16 protein-coding genes and 2 pseudogenes are annotated in these 21,822 nt (G+C 70.0%); 3 read left to right on the top strand and 15 right to left on the bottom strand.

Annotated elements, in window-relative coordinates; all coding sequences use genetic code 11:
* Positions 1-7: 7 nt before the first annotated feature.
* Positions 8-1,942, bottom strand: coding sequence for an ATP-binding protein (locus ACIQ7D_RS02790; protein WP_403932842.1), 1,935 nt, complete (start codon positions 1,940-1,942; stop codon positions 8-10).
* A 332-nt stretch (positions 1,943-2,274) separates the two neighbouring features.
* Positions 2,275-3,174: an SIS domain-containing protein gene (locus tag ACIQ7D_RS02785; protein WP_403932839.1), complete on the bottom strand. Its 900-nt coding sequence runs from the start codon at positions 3,172-3,174 to the stop codon at positions 2,275-2,277.
* Positions 3,175-3,348: 174 nt separating this feature from the next.
* Between ACIQ7D_RS02785 and ACIQ7D_RS02780 the strand changes: the two genes are divergently transcribed.
* Complete coding sequence (locus tag ACIQ7D_RS02780) at positions 3,349-4,131, top strand: DeoR/GlpR family DNA-binding transcription regulator (protein WP_403932836.1); 783 nt, start codon at positions 3,349-3,351, stop codon at positions 4,129-4,131.
* Positions 4,132-4,910: 779 nt separating this feature from the next.
* A pseudogene (locus ACIQ7D_RS02775) lies at positions 4,911-5,561 on the top strand (RICIN domain-containing protein); the annotation flags it as partial.
* 177 nt (positions 5,562-5,738) lie between these two features.
* Here ACIQ7D_RS02775 and ACIQ7D_RS02770 read toward each other — a convergent pair.
* The 12 genes and pseudogenes from ACIQ7D_RS02770 to ACIQ7D_RS02715 all read right to left on the bottom strand — a co-directional run bounded on the left by ACIQ7D_RS02770 (position 5,739) and on the right by ACIQ7D_RS02715 (position 19,986).
* The gene (locus ACIQ7D_RS02770) at positions 5,739-6,539 is read right to left on the bottom strand and encodes an ABC transporter ATP-binding protein (RefSeq protein ID WP_403932833.1); all 801 of its coding nucleotides are present in this window, start codon (positions 6,537-6,539) and stop codon (positions 5,739-5,741) included.
* Positions 6,536-7,510 (bottom strand): FecCD family ABC transporter permease, encoded by a 975-nt coding sequence (locus ACIQ7D_RS02765; RefSeq protein WP_403933793.1) that lies wholly within the window; start codon positions 7,508-7,510, stop codon positions 6,536-6,538. Before ACIQ7D_RS02765 ends, ACIQ7D_RS02770 begins: the two co-directional genes overlap by 4 nt.
* Positions 7,511-7,566: 56 nt before the next feature.
* Positions 7,567-8,610 carry an ABC transporter substrate-binding protein gene (locus ACIQ7D_RS02760; RefSeq protein ID WP_403932831.1) on the bottom strand — a complete coding sequence of 348 codons (1,044 nt, stop codon included), beginning with the start codon at positions 8,608-8,610 and terminating at the stop codon, positions 7,567-7,569.
* Positions 8,611-8,710: 100 nt separating this feature from the next.
* Entirely contained in the window at positions 8,711-12,967 is a 4,257-nt protein-coding gene (locus ACIQ7D_RS02755) for an amino acid adenylation domain-containing protein (protein ID WP_403932828.1), read from the bottom strand.
* Positions 12,964-13,209, bottom strand: a complete 246-nt coding sequence (locus ACIQ7D_RS02750) for a phosphopantetheine-binding protein (RefSeq protein ID WP_403932825.1) — start codon at positions 13,207-13,209, stop codon at positions 12,964-12,966. Before ACIQ7D_RS02750 ends, ACIQ7D_RS02755 begins: the two co-directional genes overlap by 4 nt.
* Before the next feature lie 25 nt (positions 13,210-13,234).
* Entirely contained in the window at positions 13,235-14,797 is a 1,563-nt protein-coding gene (locus ACIQ7D_RS02745) for a long-chain-fatty-acid--CoA ligase (protein WP_403932822.1), read from the bottom strand.
* Positions 14,798-14,816: 19 nt separating this feature from the next.
* Complete coding sequence (locus ACIQ7D_RS02740; RefSeq protein WP_403932819.1) at positions 14,817-15,314, bottom strand: FcoT family thioesterase; 498 nt, start codon at positions 15,312-15,314, stop codon at positions 14,817-14,819.
* A complete protein-coding gene (locus ACIQ7D_RS02735) occupies positions 15,311-16,201 on the bottom strand; it encodes a TauD/TfdA dioxygenase family protein (protein WP_403932816.1) in 891 nt (296 codons plus the stop codon). The genes ACIQ7D_RS02740 and ACIQ7D_RS02735 overlap by 4 nt, the downstream gene beginning before the upstream one ends.
* A 22-nt stretch (positions 16,202-16,223) precedes the next feature.
* Positions 16,224-16,496: an acyl carrier protein gene (locus tag ACIQ7D_RS02730; RefSeq protein ID WP_403932813.1), complete on the bottom strand. Its 273-nt coding sequence runs from the start codon at positions 16,494-16,496 to the stop codon at positions 16,224-16,226.
* Positions 16,493-17,535, bottom strand: a pseudogene (locus ACIQ7D_RS02725) (beta-ketoacyl-ACP synthase III). The gene ACIQ7D_RS02730 and the pseudogene ACIQ7D_RS02725 overlap by 4 nt, the downstream one beginning before the upstream one ends.
* 69 nt (positions 17,536-17,604) lie before the next feature.
* Positions 17,605-18,960: an MFS transporter gene (locus ACIQ7D_RS02720; RefSeq protein WP_403932811.1), complete on the bottom strand. Its 1,356-nt coding sequence runs from the start codon at positions 18,958-18,960 to the stop codon at positions 17,605-17,607.
* A gap of 270 nt (positions 18,961-19,230) precedes the next feature.
* On the bottom strand, positions 19,231-19,986 hold the full coding sequence (locus ACIQ7D_RS02715; protein ID WP_403932808.1) for an aspartyl/asparaginyl beta-hydroxylase domain-containing protein: 756 nt from the start codon (positions 19,984-19,986) through the stop codon (positions 19,231-19,233).
* Between the two features lie 590 nt (positions 19,987-20,576).
* Here ACIQ7D_RS02715 and ACIQ7D_RS02710 point away from each other — a divergent pair.
* Complete coding sequence (locus ACIQ7D_RS02710) at positions 20,577-21,080, top strand: copper chaperone PCu(A)C (protein ID WP_403932805.1); 504 nt, start codon at positions 20,577-20,579, stop codon at positions 21,078-21,080.
* Between the two features lie 77 nt (positions 21,081-21,157).
* Here ACIQ7D_RS02710 and ACIQ7D_RS02705 read toward each other — a convergent pair whose 3' ends face one another.
* Positions 21,158-21,820, bottom strand: coding sequence for a sigma-70 family RNA polymerase sigma factor (locus ACIQ7D_RS02705; protein ID WP_403932802.1), 663 nt, complete (start codon positions 21,818-21,820; stop codon positions 21,158-21,160).
* Between the last annotated feature and the right edge of the window lie 2 nt (positions 21,821-21,822).

Here is a 21,822-nt window from a genome sequence, read left to right as displayed (position 1 = left end):
GGTGAATCTACTCCTTGGGGGTGGTGTCGTGGCGCGGTGATTCCGGCAGTCCGGAGGAGGGCGGCGGCGCTTCCGCGGGGCGCGCGACGGGCTGCGACTCGGCGAGGCCGATGCCCCGTTGGAAGGCCGCCATCAGACCGGGATCGTGGAGTGCGGGCTCACCTGCGGGGGCCGGGGCGGGGCCGTCCCGTAGCTGCGGTACGAGGTGTTCCTGCCCCCGGCGCCTGGGCAGGACGGGCCGGCTCGCGGTACCCCGGATCCTGCCGTCGCCGGTGGGCTCCACCGCGGGCCTGACCGGGATCACGGGGGCGGGCGGCTGCTCGGGCCGCCCGGCGTGACGGGCACCGGGGCGGGCTGCGGCGGGGGTGGGCCGCTCGGCGCGGGCGGTCCGTACGGGCAGCGGCGCGGGGCCGCCGGGGGCCGCGGGGGACGGCGGGGCGGGCGGCGGCTGTGACGGGTACGCCGGTGGCGGGGACGGGAGTTGGGCGCTCTCCGGTACGACGCCACCCGGCGCGACGCTCCCTGGTGCGGCAGGCCCCGAAGCGGGGGGCCCCGGTGTGGGAGAGCCCGGTGCGGGGGACCCCGGTGCGGGGGACCCCGGTGCGGGGGACCCCGGTGCGGGAGAGCCCGGTGCGGGAGAGCCGTCCCGCTCCCCGGGGGCGGCCTGTTCGGTGTGGTCCGGGTACGCGTCGGGGTCGGCGCCGAGCAGCGTTCGCGGCAGTACCAGTACGGCCTGGATCCCGCCGTAGATGTTGCTCTGGAGCCGGACGGCGATCCCGTGTCTGCGGGCCAGCGCGGAGACCACGAACAGGCCGATCCGCCCGTCCTGGAGGAGGTGCGCGACATTGACCTGGTCCGGGTCGGCGAGCAGCGCGTTCATCTTCTTCTGCTCGGTGGGGTGCATGCCGAGCCCCCGGTCCTCCACCTCGATCGCCAGCCCGGCCGTCACCTGCTGGGCCCGGAGCAGTACTTGGGTGTGCGGGGACGAGAACAGCGTGGCGTTCTCGGCCAGTTCGGCCAGCAGGTGGATGACATCGGCGACGGCGTGGCCGCGCAGGCTGCCCTCGATCGGCGGCACCAGCTTGATCCGTGGGTACTGTTCGACCTCCGCGATGGCGGAGCGCAGGACCTCGGTGAGGGTGACCGGCCGGCTCCACTGCCGCCGGGAGATCGCCCCGCCGAGGACGGCCAGGTTCTCCGCGTGCCGGCGGATCCGGGTCGCGAGATGGTCGACCTGGAAAAGACCTTTCAGCAGCTCCGGGTCCTCGACCTCGTTCTCCAGGTCGTCCAGCAACTGGATCTCGCGGTGGACGAGGGACTGGAGGCGGCGGGCCAGATTGACGAAGACCTCCACCTTCTGTTCGTTGCCGACACCGCTGGAGAGCCGCGACGCCTGGGTCACGGCAGCGATCGCGGCCTCGTGGGTGCGGCCGAGTTCCACCGTGAGCAGCTCGAACTCATCGCCGCCGTGGCCGGCCACGGCGGGTGGCGTGGGGCGGGCGGGCAGCCGTTCGCCCTGTCTGAGCTGTTCGACGACGGCGCGCAGTTCGGCCTGCCGGCGCGCGCTGGTGCGGCGCAGCGCGTTGCACCGGCCGAGGACGGTCCGGGCGGTGCGCTCGGCGCCCAGCGCCGCCGCGGCGATGGCGGCGAAGGCGAGCAGCGCGGTGGCGAACAGGGCCGTCCAGACCGGGGCGGTGGGTTCCGCGGTGGTGGAGCGCAGGACGAGCACCACGGCCGCCGCGCCGCTCAGCGAGGCGACTATCGCGGGCAGGACGGCGGTGCGCAGGAGTTCGGCGCGCAGGAGGTACGGCCGTATGCGGGCGTCCTGCGGGGTCGCCGCGTCGGCCCGGGCGGCGGACGGGAGCGTCCGGGAGCCCGGCCGACCGTGCCGCCCGCCCTCTCGGCGTTCCGGCCGCGCGACGGGTGCGCGAAGTGGAGACATCTGTGTCCTCGGTACGTGGGGCCCCAGGATCGGCATGCGTGCTGGTGCTGGTGCGGCGGCGGTCTTCTGGTTTCACGGCGCAGCGGCAGGACCGGCGCATGCCGGATGAGCCCTCCGTTGATCACCGAGCACACACGGTAGTCGCCAAGCGGTCATTCGCGGTGGGCAGTTGACAAAGTTGCCCACAGAGCATCCCGCTCCGGTATGAGGCATCGCACATCAGCACGAAATGACACAGGGGCGGCACGCGTTCGGCCCGGTGCGGGGCACCGGGCCGAACGGTTCGAGCTCAACTTCCTTTCCACGGTGGCTTTCCGGCGGGAACGACTCGTCTAGGACGCGGGGAGGATCACGGAGCGGGTGAGATGACGCGGGCTGTCCGGGTCGAGTCCGCGCCGCGCCGCGAGCGCGAGGGCGAGCCGCTGGACCCCTACCAGTTCGGCCAGCGGGTCGAGGCCCCCCGCCACCCACAGGCCGCCGGTCGCCGTGACCTGCTCCGCCAGGCCGTCGGGGGCCTCTCCGAGCATCCAGGTCGCCGTGCCCTCGGTGGTGATGCTGATGGGGCCGTGCCGGTACTCCATCGCCGGGTACGCCTCGGTCCAGGAGAGCGAGGCCTCCCGCATCTTGAGGGCGCCCTCCTCGGCGAGTCCGACCGACCAGCCCCGGCCGAGGAAGGTGAACTGGGTGCACTCCGTGAGGGCGTCGGGCAGCGGCCGCGCGAGGGCCGTCTCCCCGTCCACGACCACGGCGTCGCTGTGCAGCCCGAGACGGGCCCTGAGCAGGGTGAGCGCCGTGGTCGCGAAACGGGTCTGGACGACGGACCGTTCGTCGGCGAAGTCCAGGACGACCAGGTGGTCGGCGGCGTCACGGATCGGCGTGGCCGGGTCCGCGGTGATCGCGGTCGTACGGGTCGTGCCGCGAACGCCCGCGAGGAGGGCGAGCACCTCGGTGGTCGTACCGGAGCGGGTCAGCGCCACGATCCGGTCGTAGCGGCGGCCCGAGGGGAATTCCGAGGCGGCAAAGGCGTCGGTCTCCCCCTGTCCGGCGCTCTCCCGGAGCGCGGCGTAGGCGCGGGCCATGAAGAAGGAGGTGCCGCAGCCGACGACGGCGACGCGCTCCCCCGGCGCGGGCAGCGCCTCCACCACCCCCTGGTCCACGGCCAGCGTGGCGGCCCGGCGCCAGCAGGCGGGCTGGTCGGCCAGTTCGGTCTCCACATGTGTCGCCTGAGCCATGCGTGCTCTCCGCTCCCGGTCCAGTGACCGATGAAGTTCGGCAGAATGATTTTTTCTGCATGCTAGAGCAGCATTCCAATCAGAAACAAGCATGACGTTGCACGGTACGCTCAGGGGCGGCCCGGGAGCGGACAGGGCCCGGTCGGTCGACGTCGGGAAGGATGCGGTGATCCGGTGAATCGCCACGAGCGGCACACGGCCCTGCTGGAGCTGCTGACCGAGCGGCACCAGGTCGAGGTCGAGGCCGTCGCCGTCGAGCTGGGGGTGTCCGTCGCGACCGTACGCCGCGACCTCGACCACCTCGCCGAGCAGCAGTTGCTGACCCGTACCCGGGGCGGCGCGGTGGCCCATTCCGTCGCGTACGAACTGCCCCTGCGCTACAAGACGGTGCGGCACGCCTCGGAGAAGGAGCGCATCGCGCGGGCGGCGGCGGCGATGGTCGAGCCGGGGATGGTCGTCGGGCTGAACGGCGGTACGACGACGACGGAGGTGGCCCGCGCCATCGCCACCCGCGGCGATCTCAGGGGCTCGGCCGAGGAACCGGCGGTCACGCTCGTCACGAACGCGCTGAACATCGCCCATGAACTGGCGGTACGGCCGCACCTCAAGGTCGTGACGACGGGCGGGGTCGCGATGCACCAGTCGTACGAACTGGTCGGTCCGCTGGCCCGGCACATCCTGGGCGAGGTCAGTCTCGACCTCGCGTTCCTCGGGGTGGACGCCGTGGACGCGGAGGAGGGCGCGGGCGCGCACAGCGAGCACGAGGCGAGCGTCAACGCGCTGCTCGCCGAGCGGGCGCGGACCCTGGTGGTGGTGGCGGACAGCTCGAAGCTGGGCGCCCGCGCGTTCGCCCGGATCTGCCCGGTGGAGGACATCGGGACGCTCATCACCGACACGGGGGCGGCACGACGGGCCGCCCGCTTCGAGGAGCGCGGGGTTCCGGTCGTCCTGGTCTGACGGTGGTCGGTGTGACGGCGGCCGTGGACTCGGCGGCCTCGGGGGTGACGATCACCGAAACGATGGTCTTGCGCATGACAAACACCTCACTGGCCGGCCCGGTGGCCTTTCGACCGACCCGCCGACGGGTACCGGCTCTCCCCCTCAATCCGACTGATCGAAACACCCGGCCACACCCCCCAGGACGTCTCCACCGCCGCGGAAACCGCCGAGGGGACCGTCGTCCTCACCCACGCCTGGTGGAGCGTCCACGGCCCCGCCGAAGATCCCACCTCCGACGACCACGAGGGCCTGCGCGCCTCCCGCAGTAAGATCCTCGCCCTCAAGCCCGCCCTGGTCGTCCCCGGCCACGGAGACCCCTTCATCCCCGACGGGAACATCCCCATCTGACCCGCAGAGGCCCCCGAGACCGGCTTTGCGCCGTCGCCGTCCGAGGCTTGCTCGCGGTACGCCTGCTGGATCCAGCCACCACCTGGGTTTTCCGCAGCCCTTGCCGATTTCGCAGCTCTTGAGGACGCGTTCGAGGATCTCGCGGGGAAACCATGCGACCCCGGTGGCGCGGTCGCGCCACCGGGGTCGCATGGCGTACGGCACCCAGCCCGTACATGTGCTGGGTGCCGTACAAGAAGCAGCGCAACCCAGTCGCGCTGCTGACGGCGGACGCCGTCGCCACCTGGAAGACTTACGGCCATCGCCACTGCGGGGGTACTTCGAGGCCCGTGGCCGACGCAGGCAGAACCGTTCCAGGTCGTACCAGAGGGGCAGGAAACCGAGGGGCGGGCGCCTGGGCTGGTGACCGCACCCTCAAGCTTGCCGAGTGGCCGGTCCGGAACGTTGGCTTCGTACGGATCCTGGTCAATGCGGCAACCGGCGACTACGCCAACGTACGTGGCGTCAGGATCGGCGGCCGAACGGCCAAACCCGCGCTGGTATCCACCACCCTGCCCGGCAACGGCACCGTCTACCGGCTGCTCGCCCGGCACAGCGGCAAGGCCGCCGACGTGGAGGGCGCGCGCACCGCCAACGGCACCAACGTCGATCAGTGGCCATGGCTCAACCAGGCGAACCAGAAGTGGACCTTCGCCAGCACCGGCGACGGCGACTACAAGATCAAGGGTGTGGGCAGCGGCAAGCTTCTGGAGGTCGCGGGCCTCTCCCGCGAGGACGGCGGCAACGCCGGCATCTGGTCAGACGCCACCGCCCCCCAGCAGCACTGGGCCGTCACGCCCGCCGGTGACGGACACTACTTCCTCATCAACCGCTACAGCGGTCTCTGCCTCGGCGTCGACGAGCGAAGCACCGCCGACGGAGCCAACCTCGAACAGCAGCCGTACGCGTCACAGACGCGGCAGCAATGGCAGATCATCCGTCCTGACCTGCCCTCCGTCCCCTCCTCCGCTACGGCCCGCTGTCGGTCGATCGCCGGCTGATCCGTCCCGGAGGTGACGGCACCCGCGCCCTGGTGAAGGACGAACCGCACCTGACCTGGCTGCGGCCACCGCACGGGCGCGGAACCGTCGTTCGACGGGGCCGAGGCACGCGAACCGACCCGCACCGGAATCCCGTACGAGCCGCACAGCGAGTGAGCGACCGTCTGCGTCACCGAATCACCGATCTGCCGGCTCGGGCTCCCGGGCGTCGGCGAGGGGCTGTGCGGCGTAGGTGATGCGGACGACGCCGTCTGCGTGGCGGTCCGTATTTCCCCGGACGCCGAAGACAGCACGGAGAAGATCCGGGGTCAGGACCTCCAGGACCGGTCCGGCTGCCACCACCTCACCCTCGTGGAGCACGACGAGGTGGTCGCAGAGGCGGGCGGCGAGGTCGAGGTCGTGCAAGACCGCCAGAGTGGTGATCCCTGTGCTGCGGATCAGGTCCAGGAGCTCGAAGCGGGCGCGTATGTCGAGGTGGTTGGTGAGCTCGTCCAGGACCAGGAGTTGTGGGCGCTGGGCGAGGGCACGGGCGAGCAGGACGCGTTGGCGTTCGCCGCCCGACAGGGTGGCGTAATCCCGGTCCGCGAAGGGACCCACTCCGCAGCGGGCCACCGCCTCGGCGACGGCCTCACGGTCCTCGGATCCGTCCCTGCCCATCAGGCCGTGGTGGGGGGTGCGGCCGAGGGCGACGATCTCGGTCACCGTCAGTCCGGTGGTGGTGCCGGCGTCCTGGAGGACGGCCGCCGTGCGGCGCGCGGCGGTGCGGGTCGAGAGTTCCCGTACGTCGTCGCCGCCCACTCGGATCACTCCACCGGCGGGGCGCAGGGACCGGTAGACCGTGCGGAGCAGGGTGGACTTGCCACTGCCGTTGGGGCCCACGAGGCCGACGACATCGCCCTTGGCTGCCTCCAGGGTCACCTTGCGGAGGATCGGTTTGCGGTCCAGGGTGACGTGGAGCTGGTCCACGGTCAGTTTCATACGGTGTCCAGGCCCTTGTTGCGGCGCAGCAGCCACAGGAAGAAGGGGGCGCCGAGCAGGGCGGTGAGGATGCCCAGCGGCAGTTCGTTGGGGCGGGTGAGGGTGCGCGAGAGCAGATCCACGAGGACCAGGTAGACGGCACCGAGGAGGGCGGTCAGGGGAATCAGCCTGCGGTGGTCGGCGCCCACGGTGAGGCGGACCAGATGAGGGATCATCAGGCCGACGAAGCCCACCCCGCCCGCGACCGCGATGACCGTGCCGGTGAGGAGCGCGCTGACGACCAGCAGGGCGGCCCGCAGCCGGTTGACGTCCACGCCGAGCGCGGTCGCCGACTCGTCACCGGCGAGCAGGGCGTTGAGCCGCCGTCCGAGCAGGGTCAGCATGACCGTGCTCGCCAGGACGACGACCGTGACGGTGGGCAGTTGGCTCCACTGGGCGCCGGCGACACTGCCCAGCATCCAGAACATCACCGTTCGCAGCTCGGTGGGCGTCGCCAGCAGCTGGACGAAGCTGGTCATCGCCAGCAGGACATAGCCGACCGCCACCCCTGCCAGCACCACCCTGGTGGGGGCGAGCCGGCCCTGTCGCTGCCCCAGGACGAAGACCAGGGCCCCGGCTGCCAGGGCGCCGATGAACGCCGCGCCGGACACGCCGAGCGCGCCCAGCCCGCCGAGGGCGACACCCCCGAGGGTGATGACCAGCACTGCGCCGAGCGAGGCGCCGTAGGAGAAGCCCAGGACGACCGGGTCGGCGAGCGGGTTGGCAACCAGGGTCTGCAGTACCGCCCCGGCCACCGCCAGGCCCGCGCCGACCAGGGCGGCCAGGACGACGCGGGGCGCCCGGAAGGTCCACACGATCTGGTCCAGTGCCGGGTCTGATGTGGTGCCCTGGCCGGTGACGTGGTGCAGGAGGATCCCCCACACGTCACCGACGGGGATGTTGACCGCACCGATACTCACCGCCACGACCATGACCCCGACGAGCACGACCAGCAGGGCGCCTGCGGCGACAGACAGTCTCAGGCCGTTCAGACCTTGTCGGGGTGCAGCATCCCGGCGATCTTCTCGACCGCCAGGTCGTTGCTCGGGCCGAGATACATCGAGTCCGACAGCGCCACGTACTTGTTGTTCTTCGCCGCCGGCCACTGGGGGAACTCCTTCAGCAGTTTCTTGGCGTAGGCCATCGGGTTCGGGTCGTTGTAGCCGATGACGACGAGCGCGTCGACGTCGGTCGCGGCCACCTTCTCCTTGCTCAGGTCCGCGAAGGAGGTCTTGGAGGCGTTCTCGAAGGCGTTACTGCCGCCGGCCTTGGAGAGGATGTCGTTGTAGATGCCCTTGGCGACGACCGAGCTGAAGTCGTTGCCGCCCATGGCCATGTTGGAGAACAGCACCATGACCTTGGGCTGCTTCTCGCCTTTCACCTTGGCGGCAACCTCGGCGATGTGCTTCTCCGACGCGGCGACGATCTTCTCGGCCTCGTCACTCTTGTTGAAGACCTTGCCCATGTCGCGCAGCAGCGTGTAGCTGTCGGCGATGGTCATCTTGGAGGTGTCCTGGTCGCAGCCCTGCGGGGAGACATAGGTGTTCACGCCGATCTGCTTCAGCTGCTCCCGCGTGGCGAAGCCGTTCTTCCCGTCGAAGCCGTACGCCGTCGTCGACAGCACCAAGTCCGGGCGCAGCCCGATCATCGCCTCGCGGGGGATGTCGTAGGCGTCGTTGAGTTTCACGTCGCCCTTGGGCAGCGCCTTGATGGCGGCAGCGCGTCCCGCGACCTCGGACATGCCGTAACTCTGTTGGTTCGCCACGACCTTTTCCTGGAGGCCGAGGGCGAGGAGCGTCGAGACCTCGGCAACCGAGGCGCCGTTCATCACAACGACCCGGCTGGGCTCCTTGGTGATCTTCTCCGAGACTCCGCAGTTATCGAGGGGCACCGGGTAGCCGGACTTCGCGGCGGCCGCTGATGCCTTGCCGTCGGCGGCGCTGTCCGTGTCGGTCGAGGACTCGGCGCAGGCTGCGGTGACCAGGCAGAGGGCGCCGGCCAGGGCGATGGCGACCGGCCGTTTCTTCGACATGCGTGCTCCTTGAAGCGGGTGCTCGTGCGGCGACGGGCTCTGTTGTGGCTCTGTAGCAGTAGTCGGGAAGCAGATCCGGTGAGTTCCCGAAGATTCCCAACTATTCTGTGGGAGTTGCCAGATGACTCATCCGCCCGGTCGGGGCAGGCAGGGTGCCGGTCGTGACGCAGTGGTCGAGGTAACGGAAGACGAGATCCCGGTCGGCGGGCGGGCACGCGATGCCGCTCCCGTACAGGCCCGTCACGACGTTGTCGGAGCGCACGCGTCCCAGGCGCAGATCAGGGCCGACGGCATCCTCGGGGTCCACGTCCCAGGAGTCGAAGAAGGCCAGCGTGGTCGCCGCGACGCCGGAGGAACGCGGCAGTTCGGCACGCCACTGGTCCAGCGGCAGGCGCCGCAGCGGGTAGCCGTACTCCTCCAGCCAGTCGCAGACGTCGCTCAGCCGCACGGGGGCCGTGGCGGCATGGTTGAAGACCCTCGCCGCACTCGCCGGTCCGAGGCAGAGATGGACGAGGGCTTCGACGGCGTGGTCGACGGGAGTCCAGGTCTCCTCCTCGAACAGCTCGGGGACGATGCCGGCGGGGATCCCGGCGCGCAGGACGCTCCACAGGAAGTCCCGCTCGTTCACGTAGCCGGTGGCGGCCGGGCCGACGATCCGGCCGAGCCGGTGCACGGTGACCGGTATCCCTCGCTCGACGGCCTGTTCCAGCAGGCGCTCGGAGGCCCACTTCGACTGCTGGTAGCCGTACCGCAGTCCGGTGTGAGGTGGGAGGAACGCCTCTGGCACTTCGGGGCTCAGGGCGAGCGGCGGGGCGACGGACAGGGTCGACACGAAGTGCAGGGGGACCGCGCGTACGGCCGCCAGACGCAACAGCTCCCTGGTCGACTCGGTGTTGGCGGGGCGCAGGGTGGCGTAGTCGCGCATGATGCTCACGGTCGCCGCGTTGTGGAAGATGGCTCCGCAGGTGCGGGCCAGGTCGGCGAAGAGCGTTTCGTGCAGGCCCAGACCGGGGCGGGCCAGGTCGGCGGGAATCGCCGTGATGCGTTCCCGCGCCGCGTCGGTGAGGTGGATCCGGTGGGTTTCCAGGGCCTGGTGGATACGGGCGGTGGCCTCGGCGGGACTGGAGGCCCGGACGGTGCAGACGACTTCCGCTTCGGTGCTCGTCAGAAGCTGCGCCAGCAGGTGTACGCCGACGAAGCCGGTCGCGCCGGTCAGCAGGATCCGTTCCGGCGTTCCGCCCGCCCGGAGCCCGTCGCCGGGGCGGATGTCGGGGTCAAGGACGGTGTCGGCGAGTAGGGTCGCCGGAAGGCCGGGAGTTGTCGGGCGTGCCTGCTGCCGCAGGAAGCGGGCGAGTTCGGCGACGCTGGGGTACTGGAAGAGCCAGGCGACCTTCACGTCGCGGCCCAGTTCGACGCCGAGGCGGTTGGCGGCCTGGATGGCCTGGAGCGACTGGGCTCCGAGGTCGAACACGTCGTCCTGCGTTGAGACGGAGGCCACGCCGAGTACCTGTTGCCAGACGGCGGCTACGGTGCGCTCCAGGGTGCCGTCGGGCGAGGACACCCGTGTGCCGGGGTCGAGGTCGTGTGTGGCGAGTGTCTTCCTGTCGATCTTTCCCGAACTCGTCCGGGGCAGCCGATCCAGGAACGCCAACGATGACGGGATCATCGCCGGGGGCAGCGTGGTACGGAGGTGGTCACTGATCGCGGCCACGGCCGGGGCGGGTCCGTCCGGGACGACGTACGCGACCAGCCGCCGCGTCCCGTCCTCCCATACCTGTCCTACGACGGCGGCGTCACGGACTCCCGCGTGGGCGACGAGTGCACTCTCGACCTCGGCCGGATGCACGCGATGGCCGCTGATCTTGAACTCGGTGTCGGACCGGCCCAAGTAGCGCAATTGCCCGTCGTCGCCGATCCGTACGAGGTCGCCGGTGCGGTAGGCGCGGGGTGCTTCAGGGAGCGCGTGGAGAGGCGCGAAACGTGAGGCGTCCGGAAGCTGGTCTCCCCGGTAGCCGACGGCCAGGTTGTCGCCCAGGAGGTGGAGTTCACCGTCGACGACCGCGGCCTGCGTGCCCGGCAGTGGAAGCCCGATGGGAACGTCCCCCGGGGCAAGGGCGGGGTCGTGGAGATCGGCGACGGTGGCGACCACGGTGGCCTCGGTCGGGCCGTAGGTGTTCAGCAGGCGGACCGACCTGCCGACGGCCTTGCGCCAGCGGTCGACCCGCTCGGGCAGCGCCGCCTCGCCGCCGATGACGACGGTCCGCACCCCGGCGGGAAGGGTGGCGGCACCGGTCGAGACGGCGTACGCCACCTCGTGCCAGTAGGCCGTGGGCAGGTCGAGGAAACTGATCCGCGAGCGGGCGCATGCCTCGAGGAAGGCCGCGACCGAGTCGGTCATGTCGTCGCCGCGGACGACGAGCGTGGCGCCCGCACACAGGGCGAGGAAGACCTCCTCGACACTCGTGTCGAAGTGCAGAGGGGCGAACTGCAGGACGCGGTCGACGCCTTGGATGCCGTAGCGGTAAGTGGCGCCGGCGACGAAGTGGGCGAGGGCCCGGTGGCCGATCTCGACGCCCTTGGGTCGGCCGGTGGATCCGGAGGTGTGCAGGACGTAGGCGAGGTCGTCCGGCGTCGGAGCAGTCGGCCGGGCCATGCCGGGCGTTGGTGGGGCATCCGTCATGACGTCGGCGAAGGCGCCGGCCGTCAGTGCCAGCGCGGGCCGGGCGCCTTCCAGCAACTCGGCCCTGCGCGCCTCGGGTGCGGTCGGGTCGAGCGGGCAGTAGGCGGCACCGGAGAGCAGGACACCGAGGATGGCGGTGATCGCGTCGATGCCACGCGGCAGGGCCACGGCCACCAGGGCCCCGGGGCCCACCCCACGGGCGGCCAGTCGGCAGGCGAGGTCACGCGCCGAACCGAAGAGCTCCGCGTACGTCATGCTGCGTCCTTCGTGCTCGACGGCCACGGACCCGCCGCGCCGGCGGGCATGGTCGGCGATCAGCCCGAGCACCGGGCGCACCTGACCGGGGAGCGGCCCGCCGTCGAGGACAGGGACAGACTCATGCGCCCGCAGGTCCGCGAGCGGCCGGTCCGGGGCGGCGACCGCCTCACTCAGCAAAGCAAGGAGCCCCTCCTGGAACGCGACGACGTCCGCCTCGTCGTAGAGATCGGGGTTGGCGTCCACGGCGATGCGCAGGCCCGCGCCCTCGGAGCGGTCGTAGACGTTGACAGACAGGTCGTCGACAGGGCCGGCGGAGACGTTGTGGACGGTGCTGCGGTGTCCGGCGAAGCGCAGGTCGTACTCGAAGGGCATGATGTTGACGCCCGGACCGGACAACCTGCGTTGTCCTCCGACCAGTCTGAGGTCGCGGCGCACTTGTTCGTAGCGGTAGCGCTGGTGAGGGAGACCGGCGCGCAGTTCGCGGGAGATCCGGGCGGCGAGCTCGCGCAGAGTGTCCGCCGGGGTGACGGGGACGCGCAAGGGGAGGATGTTGCGGACCATGCACGGCACGCGGAGGGAGACGGAGCCGAGGCGGCCCATCGCAGGGAGGCTGAGGACGATTTCCGGGGCGCCGGTCGCGTGGTGCAGCCGGGCCACTGTGACTGCCAGCAGGATCTCGGACCAGGTGACCTTCAGGCGGCGGGCGACGGCACGCAGAGTCTCCGTGTGTGCCGCGTCGAGGTCGACGACCCGGCGGTGGAAGGTGCGCGCGGGCAGGGCCGAACGGCCGGCCGGGGTCGCCACTCGCGTGCGGTCCGCGTACCGGTCTGTCCAGTAGGCGCGGTCCTTGGCGAAGCGGGGCGAGTCCCGGTAGACGCCCTCCTCCTGCCGCACCGAGGCCAGCGTGCCGAAGCCGCTGTCTCCCACCGGCTCGCCCGCCACCAGGGCCGTGTAGACCTGGGCGACCCGGCGGGCGACCAGCGACAGGCCGAAGCCGTCGAGGGCGACGTGGTGAACTCGGTGGTACCAGAGGTACGACTGCGGTGCGATCCGCAGCAGGGCGTGGCCGAAGACCGGGCCGCGGACCAGATCGACGGGGCGGGCCATGTCCCCGTCCATCCACGCCAGGGCCGCCGCGCGCGGATCGGGCTCGGCCGTGAGGTCGGCCGTGTGCAGCCGCCAGTCGTCGGCCGGAGCGGCGGTCTCCCAGGGCTGCCCCTGATCGTCGACCAGGTAGGCGACGTTCAGGGCCTCTGTCTCCGCGACCACGCGGTGCAGGGCATCGTCGAAGACGGCCGCGTTCACGGGGCCGTGGATGTGTACGTACTCGGCCGTGTTGAACGCCGGGCTGTCCGGGTCGAGCCGCTGGCCGGTCCAGACGCCTTCCTGAGCGGCCAGCAACCGGTGGCGCGCCGTCACTTCGCCGCCTCCTGACGTGCGGAGAGCAGTTGCCACCACTGGGCGAATGAGGTGCACTCGGCGAGTTCGATGAAAGACACGTCCAGGCCGGTTTCCCGCCACCGTTCGATGAGGGTGACGATGTGCAGGGAGTCCAGCCCGGCGTAGACGGGGTTCTCTTCGAGGTCGACTTCGTCGGGCTTCTGGAAGAGGAACTCCGCCAGGTCCGCGCGGAATCCCTCCAGCATGAGGGGAGCAGGCATGTCGTTCACTCCAGGGGGAGGGTGGTCAGTTGACCTTGCGGGCGGAGTCGCCCCAGAAGCAGTCCCTCAGTTCGCGGCGGAGGATCTTTCCACTGGGGTTGCGCGGGACGCTGTCGATGAACTCGTAGCGAGCGGGCAGCTTGAAGCTCGCCAGCCTCGGGACGAGGAAGGTGTGCAGGTCCCGGGGGGTGGGCCGCCGTTCGAGGTCCGGGACGATGAAGGCGTGCACGTACTCGCCCCAGCGTTCGTCGGGGGCGCCCACGACCACGGCCTCGGCCACCCCGGGATGAGCCTCCAGTACGTTCTCGATCTCGGCCGGGTAGACGTTCTCGCCCGCGACGAGGATCGCGTCCTTGATGCGGTCGCGGATGAAGACGTAGCCGTCCACGTCGATGTATCCGGCGTCCCCGGTGTGGATCCAGCCGTCGACGAGGGTCTCGGCGGTCTTGTCGGGCAGTTGCCAGTACTCGACCATGTGCGCGGGCGTGGCCAGGCAGACCTCCCCGACCGCGCCCGGCGGCAGTTCGCGGCCTTCGCCGTCGATCACCTTGCCGCGTACGCCCGGATACGGCAGTCCCGCCGCCTGCATGAGCGATCCGCCCGGCACATGGGCAGCCGGAGGCAGGCAGACGGCGGTGTTGCCGGTCTCGGTGAGCCCGTAGATCTGGGCGAAGTCGCAGTCCAGGACCGCGAGGCTCTCCTGAAGGAGTGCCTCGGAGATCGGGGAGCCGCCGTAGACCGTCTTGCGTACGGTGGTGAAGTCCTTGGCGCTGACGCCGGGTTCGTTCAGCATCATGCGGAGCATGGCCGGGACGACGCAGGCGGTGGCGATGCCGAGATCGCGGATGAGGTCGACGGCCTGCCGCGCGGCGAAGGCACGCATGGCGACGATGGTCGTGCCGGCGTTGAGGTTCTGTGTGGCCCACCACAGGCCGCCGATGTGGAAACCCGGGATGCCGACGAGCGCGACGTCTCCGTGTCGCCAGTCGATCCAGTCCAGGCCTTCGCTCGCCAGGGCGTCACGGATCGCGAAGAAGCTGCGGTGGGCGAGGACGACGCCCTTGGGCAGGCCGGTGGTGCCGCTGGTGTAGAGCTGAACGACGGGTGTGTCGGGGGTGGCGCTGTCCGGGAGTTCGGTGTGGGGGTGGGGTGTTTTCCAGGCGGTGAAGAGCTCGCCGAGTGCGACGACCACGTCCGGGGGCGCGGTCGGCATCTTGTCGACGATCGGCCCGAACTCGTCCTCCAGGAAGAGGAGTCGGGTGCCGGAGTCCTGGAGGATGTGGCTCGCCTCGGGCGCGGTGAGCCGCCAGTTGACGGGGACCAGGACGGTGCCGCTCTTGGCGCAGGCGAAGAGGATCTCGTAGTAGTGCTCTGACTCTTTGCCGAGATACGCGACCCGGTCGCCCGCCCTGAGTCCGGCGGCCTGGAGAGCGTGGGCGATGCGGTTGCTCTCACGGTGCAGTTGCTCGTAGGTCAGGGTGCGGCCCTCGCAGAGGACCGCGGGGGTGGCGGGCTGGTGCCTGGCGTGGAAGCTCGTGGTCTGGACGAGCGTCCGGAGCTGCGGGTGATGGAGCCTGTTTGGGGTCATGGATCTCTCTCGCCTCGTGTCAGGGGACGTTGACGAACGCCAGAGTCGCCTCACCGTCGCAGCGTCCCGACTCGGCATCCCAGTAGCGGAAGGCGGTCTTGGCGTGCAGGAACGGGCTGCCGTCGGCCGGGGCACGCCGGGTGACGGACCGGAACTCCATTTCCCCGGAGAAGGAACGGGGATCTATCGCGCGTCGGAAGCTGGATGAGAAACGGGCGATCAGAATGTCCGGGAGTTGATGCTTCCAGAAGTCGTCCAGCGTCCAGGATTCGAAACCCGTGCCCAGTCCTTCCTTGACAGACTTGGCGACGAGGTAATACATCATCTGGTTGTAGCAGATGTTCACCTCGACGGAATTCAAATGGTCGGTGTCGTCGATGTAGCACGACTCGGGGATCTCGAACTCGCAGCGTGCAAAAGCACGACCGTCTGTTTCTGTCACGATCGCCGAACGCAGGTACTTGCAGTGGTCCTTGTAGGGTGTCAGTACCTGAGCCAACAGGGCTTCGTCCGTCATGCCGCCCTGATCCCGTCGTGGAGCCCGCGTTCGTCATGCACGGTGACGCGGTAGGAGACGGTCGGCTCGGGTGTGGTGGTATGCCGGGCACGGTGGATCAGGCTGCGGTTGTCCCAGACCAGCAGATCGCCCTGCTCGAAGCTCTGCAGGTGGATGCCCTCGTGCCCGAAGGTCTCGTCGAGCTGGCCGGTGGCGTCGAAGAGCCGCTTGAGCAGTTCGTCGTCGAGCGGTTTGCCGTCCTGGTCCTCAATGCCGACGGTGAAGCCCTCGCTGATGTAGAGCACGGTCTCGCCGGTCATGGGGTGGGTGAAGGTGGTCGGCTGACGGACGGCCGGGGTCTTTTGCTCGACCTCCTCGATGATCTCGGAGAGGGTCCGGTAGACATCGTTCGGCCGTATCTTGAAGTACTTGCGCACCGAATGCCTGCAGTGCGTTCCGGCTACCTCCTTCTTCAGTTCTTCGGGCAGCTTCTCGTATGCCTCGCCCATGTCGATGAAATAGGTGCCGCGGTTCTTCTCCGGGATGACCTGAGGGTAGATCAGGGTGATCCCGAAGGGGTCCGGCATGAACTGGTAGTCGGCGTGCCAGAACTTGCCCGTCTTCGGTACGCCGATCTGCTTTCCGTCCTTCGGAACGTTGGAGGAGACGAATATCTCCGGGACCTCCGGGTGCTTGTACATCGGCTCGTAGTAGATCTCCGGACGGCCCAGCCGCCTGCCGAGTTCCAGGAACTCCTCGGGTGAGAGGTTCTGAGCCTTCAGGACGGCGATCTTCTTGGTGTAGACGGCGTTCTTGAGCGCGGCGATGTCGGCGTCCGAGGCGGTGGTGTGGTCGAAGCCCTCGACCGTCGCGCCGATCGCGCCGCGGGGCTGCTCGTTGATCTCCATACCCGTGCTTCCTTCCGTGGGTTCAGGCGGGTTCAGACGGTTTCAAGCTGTTGCAGACGGTGGCTCGGCGGGTGTCGACGAGTCCGACGATGTCGCCGAGGGTGAGGTCGGGCTGAAGCTCGTCATCGCCGACCTTCACACCGAGGTCGCGCTCGATGCGGATGCTGATCTCGACCGTCGTCAGCGAGTCGACGTCAAGTTCTCCGAGGGTCGCCTCGGGGCGGATACGGTCGGCAGGGGCGTCGTGCAGCTTCGTGAGAAGGTCGACGAGTTGCTCGTAGGTGGCGGCGCTCATGACGTCGTCCGTTCTTGTGGAGGGAGCGAGGGCCAGGTCAGGAGGCAGGATCCCCAGGTGGGGCCGCCTCCGAAGGCGGTGAGCAGAAGCCGGTCGCCGGGCCGGACGGCTTGACGGGCGGACGCGTCGGCGAGGGCGAGCGGGATGGAGGCGGCGCCCGTGTTGCCCACGGACTCGACGTGGGTCGCGCACCGCTCGCGCGGAAGCCCGAGATCGTCCGCCACCGATTGCAGGATCCGCAGGTTGGCCTGGTGCGGTACGAAGAGGCCCACGTCGTCGGTCTTCCAGCGGCCCGGTCCAGGGTGACCCGCGCCGACTCGGCCATGCGGGTCACCGCGTGGCGGTAGACCTCCTTGCCGCACATCGCGAAGTTCCGTTCCCCGTGGGTGGGTTCGCCCGGCCGGGAGCGTTGGCGGGAGCCGCCGGCCGCCACCGTGATCAGGTTCTCGTGGGCGCCGTCGCTGCCGAGGTCGAAGTGGCCGACCGCGCCCGGCTCATCGGGATGTCCGGCGCGCACGACGACCGCTCCGGCGCCGTCGCCGAAGATGATCGCGTTGGCCCGGTCCAGCGGGTCCAGGGTCGTGGAGTAGGCGTCCGCGCCGATGAGCAGCACCCGTTCGGCCACACCGGCCGCGATCAGCCCGGCCGACGAGGCGAGTCCGTAGACGAACCCGGTACGCACCGCGCCGATGTCGAAGGCGGCCACGCCTGTCAGGCCGAGCCATCCGGCGACCGCCGGGGCGGTGGCCGGGCAGGGGTGGTCCGGGGTGGTCGTGGCGACGATGACCGCGTCGGCCGTGTCCGTCCCCGCGGAGGCGAGAGCCCGGCGGCCGGCTTCGACTGCCAGGTCGGAGGTCGCCTGCCCCGGGCCGACGACGTGCCTCTGCCGGATCCCGGTCCGGGTACGGATCCAGGCGTCGTCGGTGTCGAGCCGTCGCGCGAGATGCTCGTTGGTCACCACCCGCGACGGCACCCGGCCGGCCAGCCCGCGCAGGACGGCGACCGGAGGAGCCGAGGAACCGGTGGCAGCAGGAAACATGGGGCACTCCAGGCACGACGGAGGACAGACCGGACGAGAAAGGTGGCCACGCAACGGGAAGAAAAGGACCTACGGACTCGTGGTCCTGCGACGCACGAGGAGCGCGAGCGTGCCGCAGCCGATGCCACCCGCTATGGCGAAGATGGCCGTGCGGATGCCGTCCAGCAGCCCGGAGCCGTCGGAGCTCTGCCCCACACCCCCGGCCAGCGCGACCAGGACCGCCAGGCCCACCGCCCCGCCCACCTGCAGGGTGGTCGACGCCAGCCCGGAGGCCACACCTTGGTCGCCTGGGGCCACCCCGGCGGATGCGGCGATCCACATCCCCGTCCACGCGGCGCCCTGGCCGAGACCCAGCAGCACGATGCCGGGCAGGAGTTTCGGATACGAGCCGTCCGAAGTGAGCGCCAGAGCGAGGACCGCCGCTCCGGCGGAACCCAGCGCCATACCGCCCACCAGCATGCGGCGCATCCCGAAGGCGGCCACGGCCCGTTCACCGGCCTGCGTGCCCACGGCCACCACCAGTGCCGGCACGAGGAACGCGAGCCCGGTCGCGACCGCGCTGTAGCCGTGGACGGTCTGGAAGTACAGGGTGAGGAAGTACGGCACCGAGCTGAACGTGGCGCTGAACAGCGCGGTCACCCCCATCGCCGCCAGCAGCCCCCGGTGCGCGAACAGCCGTGCCGGTACGAGCGGTTCATGCGACCGCCGCTCCACGACGGCGAACAGCGTCAGCAGGCCGACCGAGAGCGCCGCGCTGATGAGGGCCGCAGGCGTGGTCCAGCCCTCCGCCGGGGCCTGCACCAGCAGGAACACCAGAAGGGTGATCCCGCCTGTGGCGGTGAGCGCGCCCGTCACGTCGAAGGGCCGAGTACGGTCCCACGGCCCGTCCATCGGGAAGAGCAGCCACCCGGCCACGGCGAGCACTCCAGCGATCGGCACGTTGACGAAGAACACCGAGGGCCAGCCGAACGCCTCCACCAGCACCCCGCCCAGCAGGGAACCCAAGCAGAGCCCGCCGGCCCCCGCCGCGCCCCACACTGCCAGTGCCCGGTTCCGGGCGGCCCCTTCCTCGTACAGGGTGTTGATCAGCGACAGCGTCGCCGGGAACAGCAAGGCCCCCCCGATGCCCTGGACCGCCCGCACGGCGACCAGCACACCGGGTGTCTCCGACACCCCGCCCACCAGCGACGACCCCGCGTACAGCAGCGCCGCGAGAACGAACATGCGGCGTCGGCCCAGCAGGTCGGCGGCCCGGCCGCCCAGCAGCAGGAAGCCTCCTGTGGAGACGACATAGGCGCTGACCACCCACTGCAGATCGTGGTCGGAGAAGCCGAGCCCGCCACCTATGTCCGGCAGGGCGACGTACACGATGTTGTAGTCGAGCGAGATGACGAGCTGCCCCAACGCCAGAACCAAAAGAGACATCATGGGTCACCTCCTCGTCATCACCGTCTCCAGAATTCCGCGTGGAACGCATTTCCGGAAGACCGTTAGTTTTGCGTCACCGTAGCAGCAGAAATCCGGCCTGGGAACACCGGATTCGGCGTCCGAAATCACCCATCAGTAGAATATTCAGGATGCACTTCAACCCGGCAGCCGTGGACTGCCGGGATCAAACGCCAGCGATACCGGATAATGCCGGGAATGCCCCCGCTCTATCCAGGACCGTCGCTTTCCTGATTTCTTTCCTTCAGGTCAGCCCTCCCCCATGAGCCGACGGATTTCGGCGATGAGGGCGACCAATGCCCGGCGCTCCGGAATGGTCGTCTCCGGATGCCAGAGGTCGATGAGCAGGCAGGTCCTCGGACGGGTGCCCTCGTTGCGCGCCTCGTGCTCGAAGGAGTAGTCGAAGAGCAGGCACTTGCCCTCCTTCCAGGAGCGCGTCTCCCCGGCGACCGTGATGCTGCACCCGGCGGGGATGTCCACGGCGAGATGCAGGTTGATGCTGAAGTTCCACAGGTCGCAGTGGGGGTCGATGCCGGGACCCGGCAACAGCGTGGAGAAGTGACATTCCAGGAGAGGGCAGATCTTCTCCGTGTCGACGGCGACGTCTTTCAATAACTGGTAAGCGGTCGGCACCATGGTGGCCGACTCCGCGACAAGACCTCCCTTACGGAACAGGTAGAGGGCCTGCCAGTTCTCCTGCCGCGTCAGATAGTGCTCATAGTCCGAGAACGCTTCCCGGCGCGCCGTCCAGGCGACGTTCAGCTCTTCCTTGATCGCCTGATGGCCGGCCTCCAGCGCATGCACGACAGGGGCTATCTCGTCGTGGGCGTAGGGATCGTGCCAGGGTGTCGGGGAGAGCCCCGGCATGATCCACTTTGCTTCTTTCTGCAGAGGATGCCGTTCGCCCCCGCCGCCAGGCTCCAGCATCTGCTCGACCCGCGTGATCGATTCCGCACCGAACTCGGCCCTGATCGCGGCGAAGGCGTGTCCTATCTCCGGTGTCACGCGATTCTCGCCTCCGCGCAGCCGGCGGCCCCGCTCCCCTGCTCGTGTTCCAGCAGCCGCAGGGCGCCGATCGCCGCCGCGGAGAACTGGAACAGACTTCTGCGTTTCACGTTTGTCGATCCGCCTTCGCCCGAAGTTCGCGCTCGTCCCCCTCCGTCTGCCTCGCGTAGCGGGCAGGCGGGGGACGAGTTGTGCTGTCGGACTAGTAGTCGGCCGCGGGTGGGATTGAGTTCCCGTTTCTTCGGACCGAATTCCCCGGCGGTGACGGCAGTTGCCAAAGGGCCGCCGCCCGGTTCACACGGCGGACCGTGTGCCCGCCCGCTCCGGCGCGCCCTTTGCCGCAGACCGCTTCCCACGGCCGACCAGGCACCGTGCCGTCCCTCGGCTCTCGCACAGGACGCACAATGGGACACCTCGTCCCCGCCGCAGGGCCGCGCCCTTCCGCCACCGCGTCCGGTCCGGGCTCCGCAGAAGGGTCTTGTTCCTTCCCCGCCACCACCGTGCGGAACGGGCCGGCTCGGCAGGAACCGGGAACCGGGAACCGGACAGGACCGCGTCCCGACCACTGACACGTGGAGCCGAGAAGCCTGATGCGTGTGCTGCGAGGGAAGCGGGACATACCGTTCGCCCGCCTCCTGTGGGCCGTCATGCCGCCGTTGGGTGCCTGCGTCGGCGCGCCGGCCCTGCTGGTGGGCTACACCGCGACCGGCGCGGCAGGCGATCCGCCGCCCAGGATCAGGGGCGTCGACGCGCGCATCATCGCGGCACCCGCGCACTCCGGTTCCACCCGCGCGTACTTCGAGATCCGTTACACCGGCCCGTCGAAGGACACCCTGCTGTACGCGGACTCACCAGAGCTGGGCATCGGTATCCTCCGCCACTCGGTGAGCCGGAACGGCGCCGAACGCACGGACTCCGTATGGGTCGTGGACGTTCCGGCGGGCGGCACGGTGCGCATGGAACCGGGCGGACTGTGCGTCGTGATCCTGGACCCACCCGTTCTGAAAGCCGGTCAGCAGGTGTCCTACCTCCTGTGGTTCCGGCAGAGCGGAAAGGTCGCCGTCCGGGCGACCGGGGCCGGGGCCGCGAGGTAAGTCGCGCCGGCCGGGATCACCCGGACGCGGGGAGGGACGCCGGGCCCCCAACTCGGTGGCGCCCGGCGCCCCTCTCCTCACACGGCGACGGCAGTCCGGGCCCCAGGCCCCTCGGCTTGGTCAAGAAGCTCGACGAGGGTCGCCCTGGCTCGTGACACCCGGGAGCGGATCGTCCCGACCGGGCAGCCACCGACCTCGGCAGCCTCCTCGTAGGGCAGCCCCGCCAACTGGGTCAGGACGAACGCCTCGCGGCGCTCGGCGGGCAGCATGTCCAGCAGGTCGAGCAACGCCACGCCGTCGTCGAAGCCGGGCAGGCCTTTCGGCTGGGCCCGCTCGGCCCAAACCGTCCAGTCGTCCACGTCTGCCATCCGCGGCCGCGCGGCGGCGTACCGAAAGCTGTCGACCACCGTGCGGCGCGCGATGGACAGCAGCCACGTACGCGCCGACGAACGCCCCTCGAACCGGTGCAGGCCGGCGAGCGCCCGCAGGAACGTGTCCTGCGCGAGGTCGTCGGCCAGCTGACGGTCCGCGGCGAAGCACGTGACATAGCGGACGACATCCGGACGCAGGGCACGCACGAAACGGTCGACGGCGTCGGGATCGCCGGCACGGGCGGCGAGAGCCCAGACTGTGGCCGGGTCGTCGGGTGTCGCCGTTGCGACGGGCTGAACGGGCAACTCGGACGCCATTCGCCCCGCGTCGCGCTTCCTGGACGACAGGGGGAGGACAGGAGTGATCACCT

It is taken from the genome of Streptomyces sp. NPDC096310, assembly GCF_044763125.1.
Taxonomy (GTDB): Bacteria; Actinomycetota; Actinomycetes; order Streptomycetales; family Streptomycetaceae; genus Streptomyces.
This window is presented reverse-complemented; position numbering and strand designations above follow the sequence as displayed.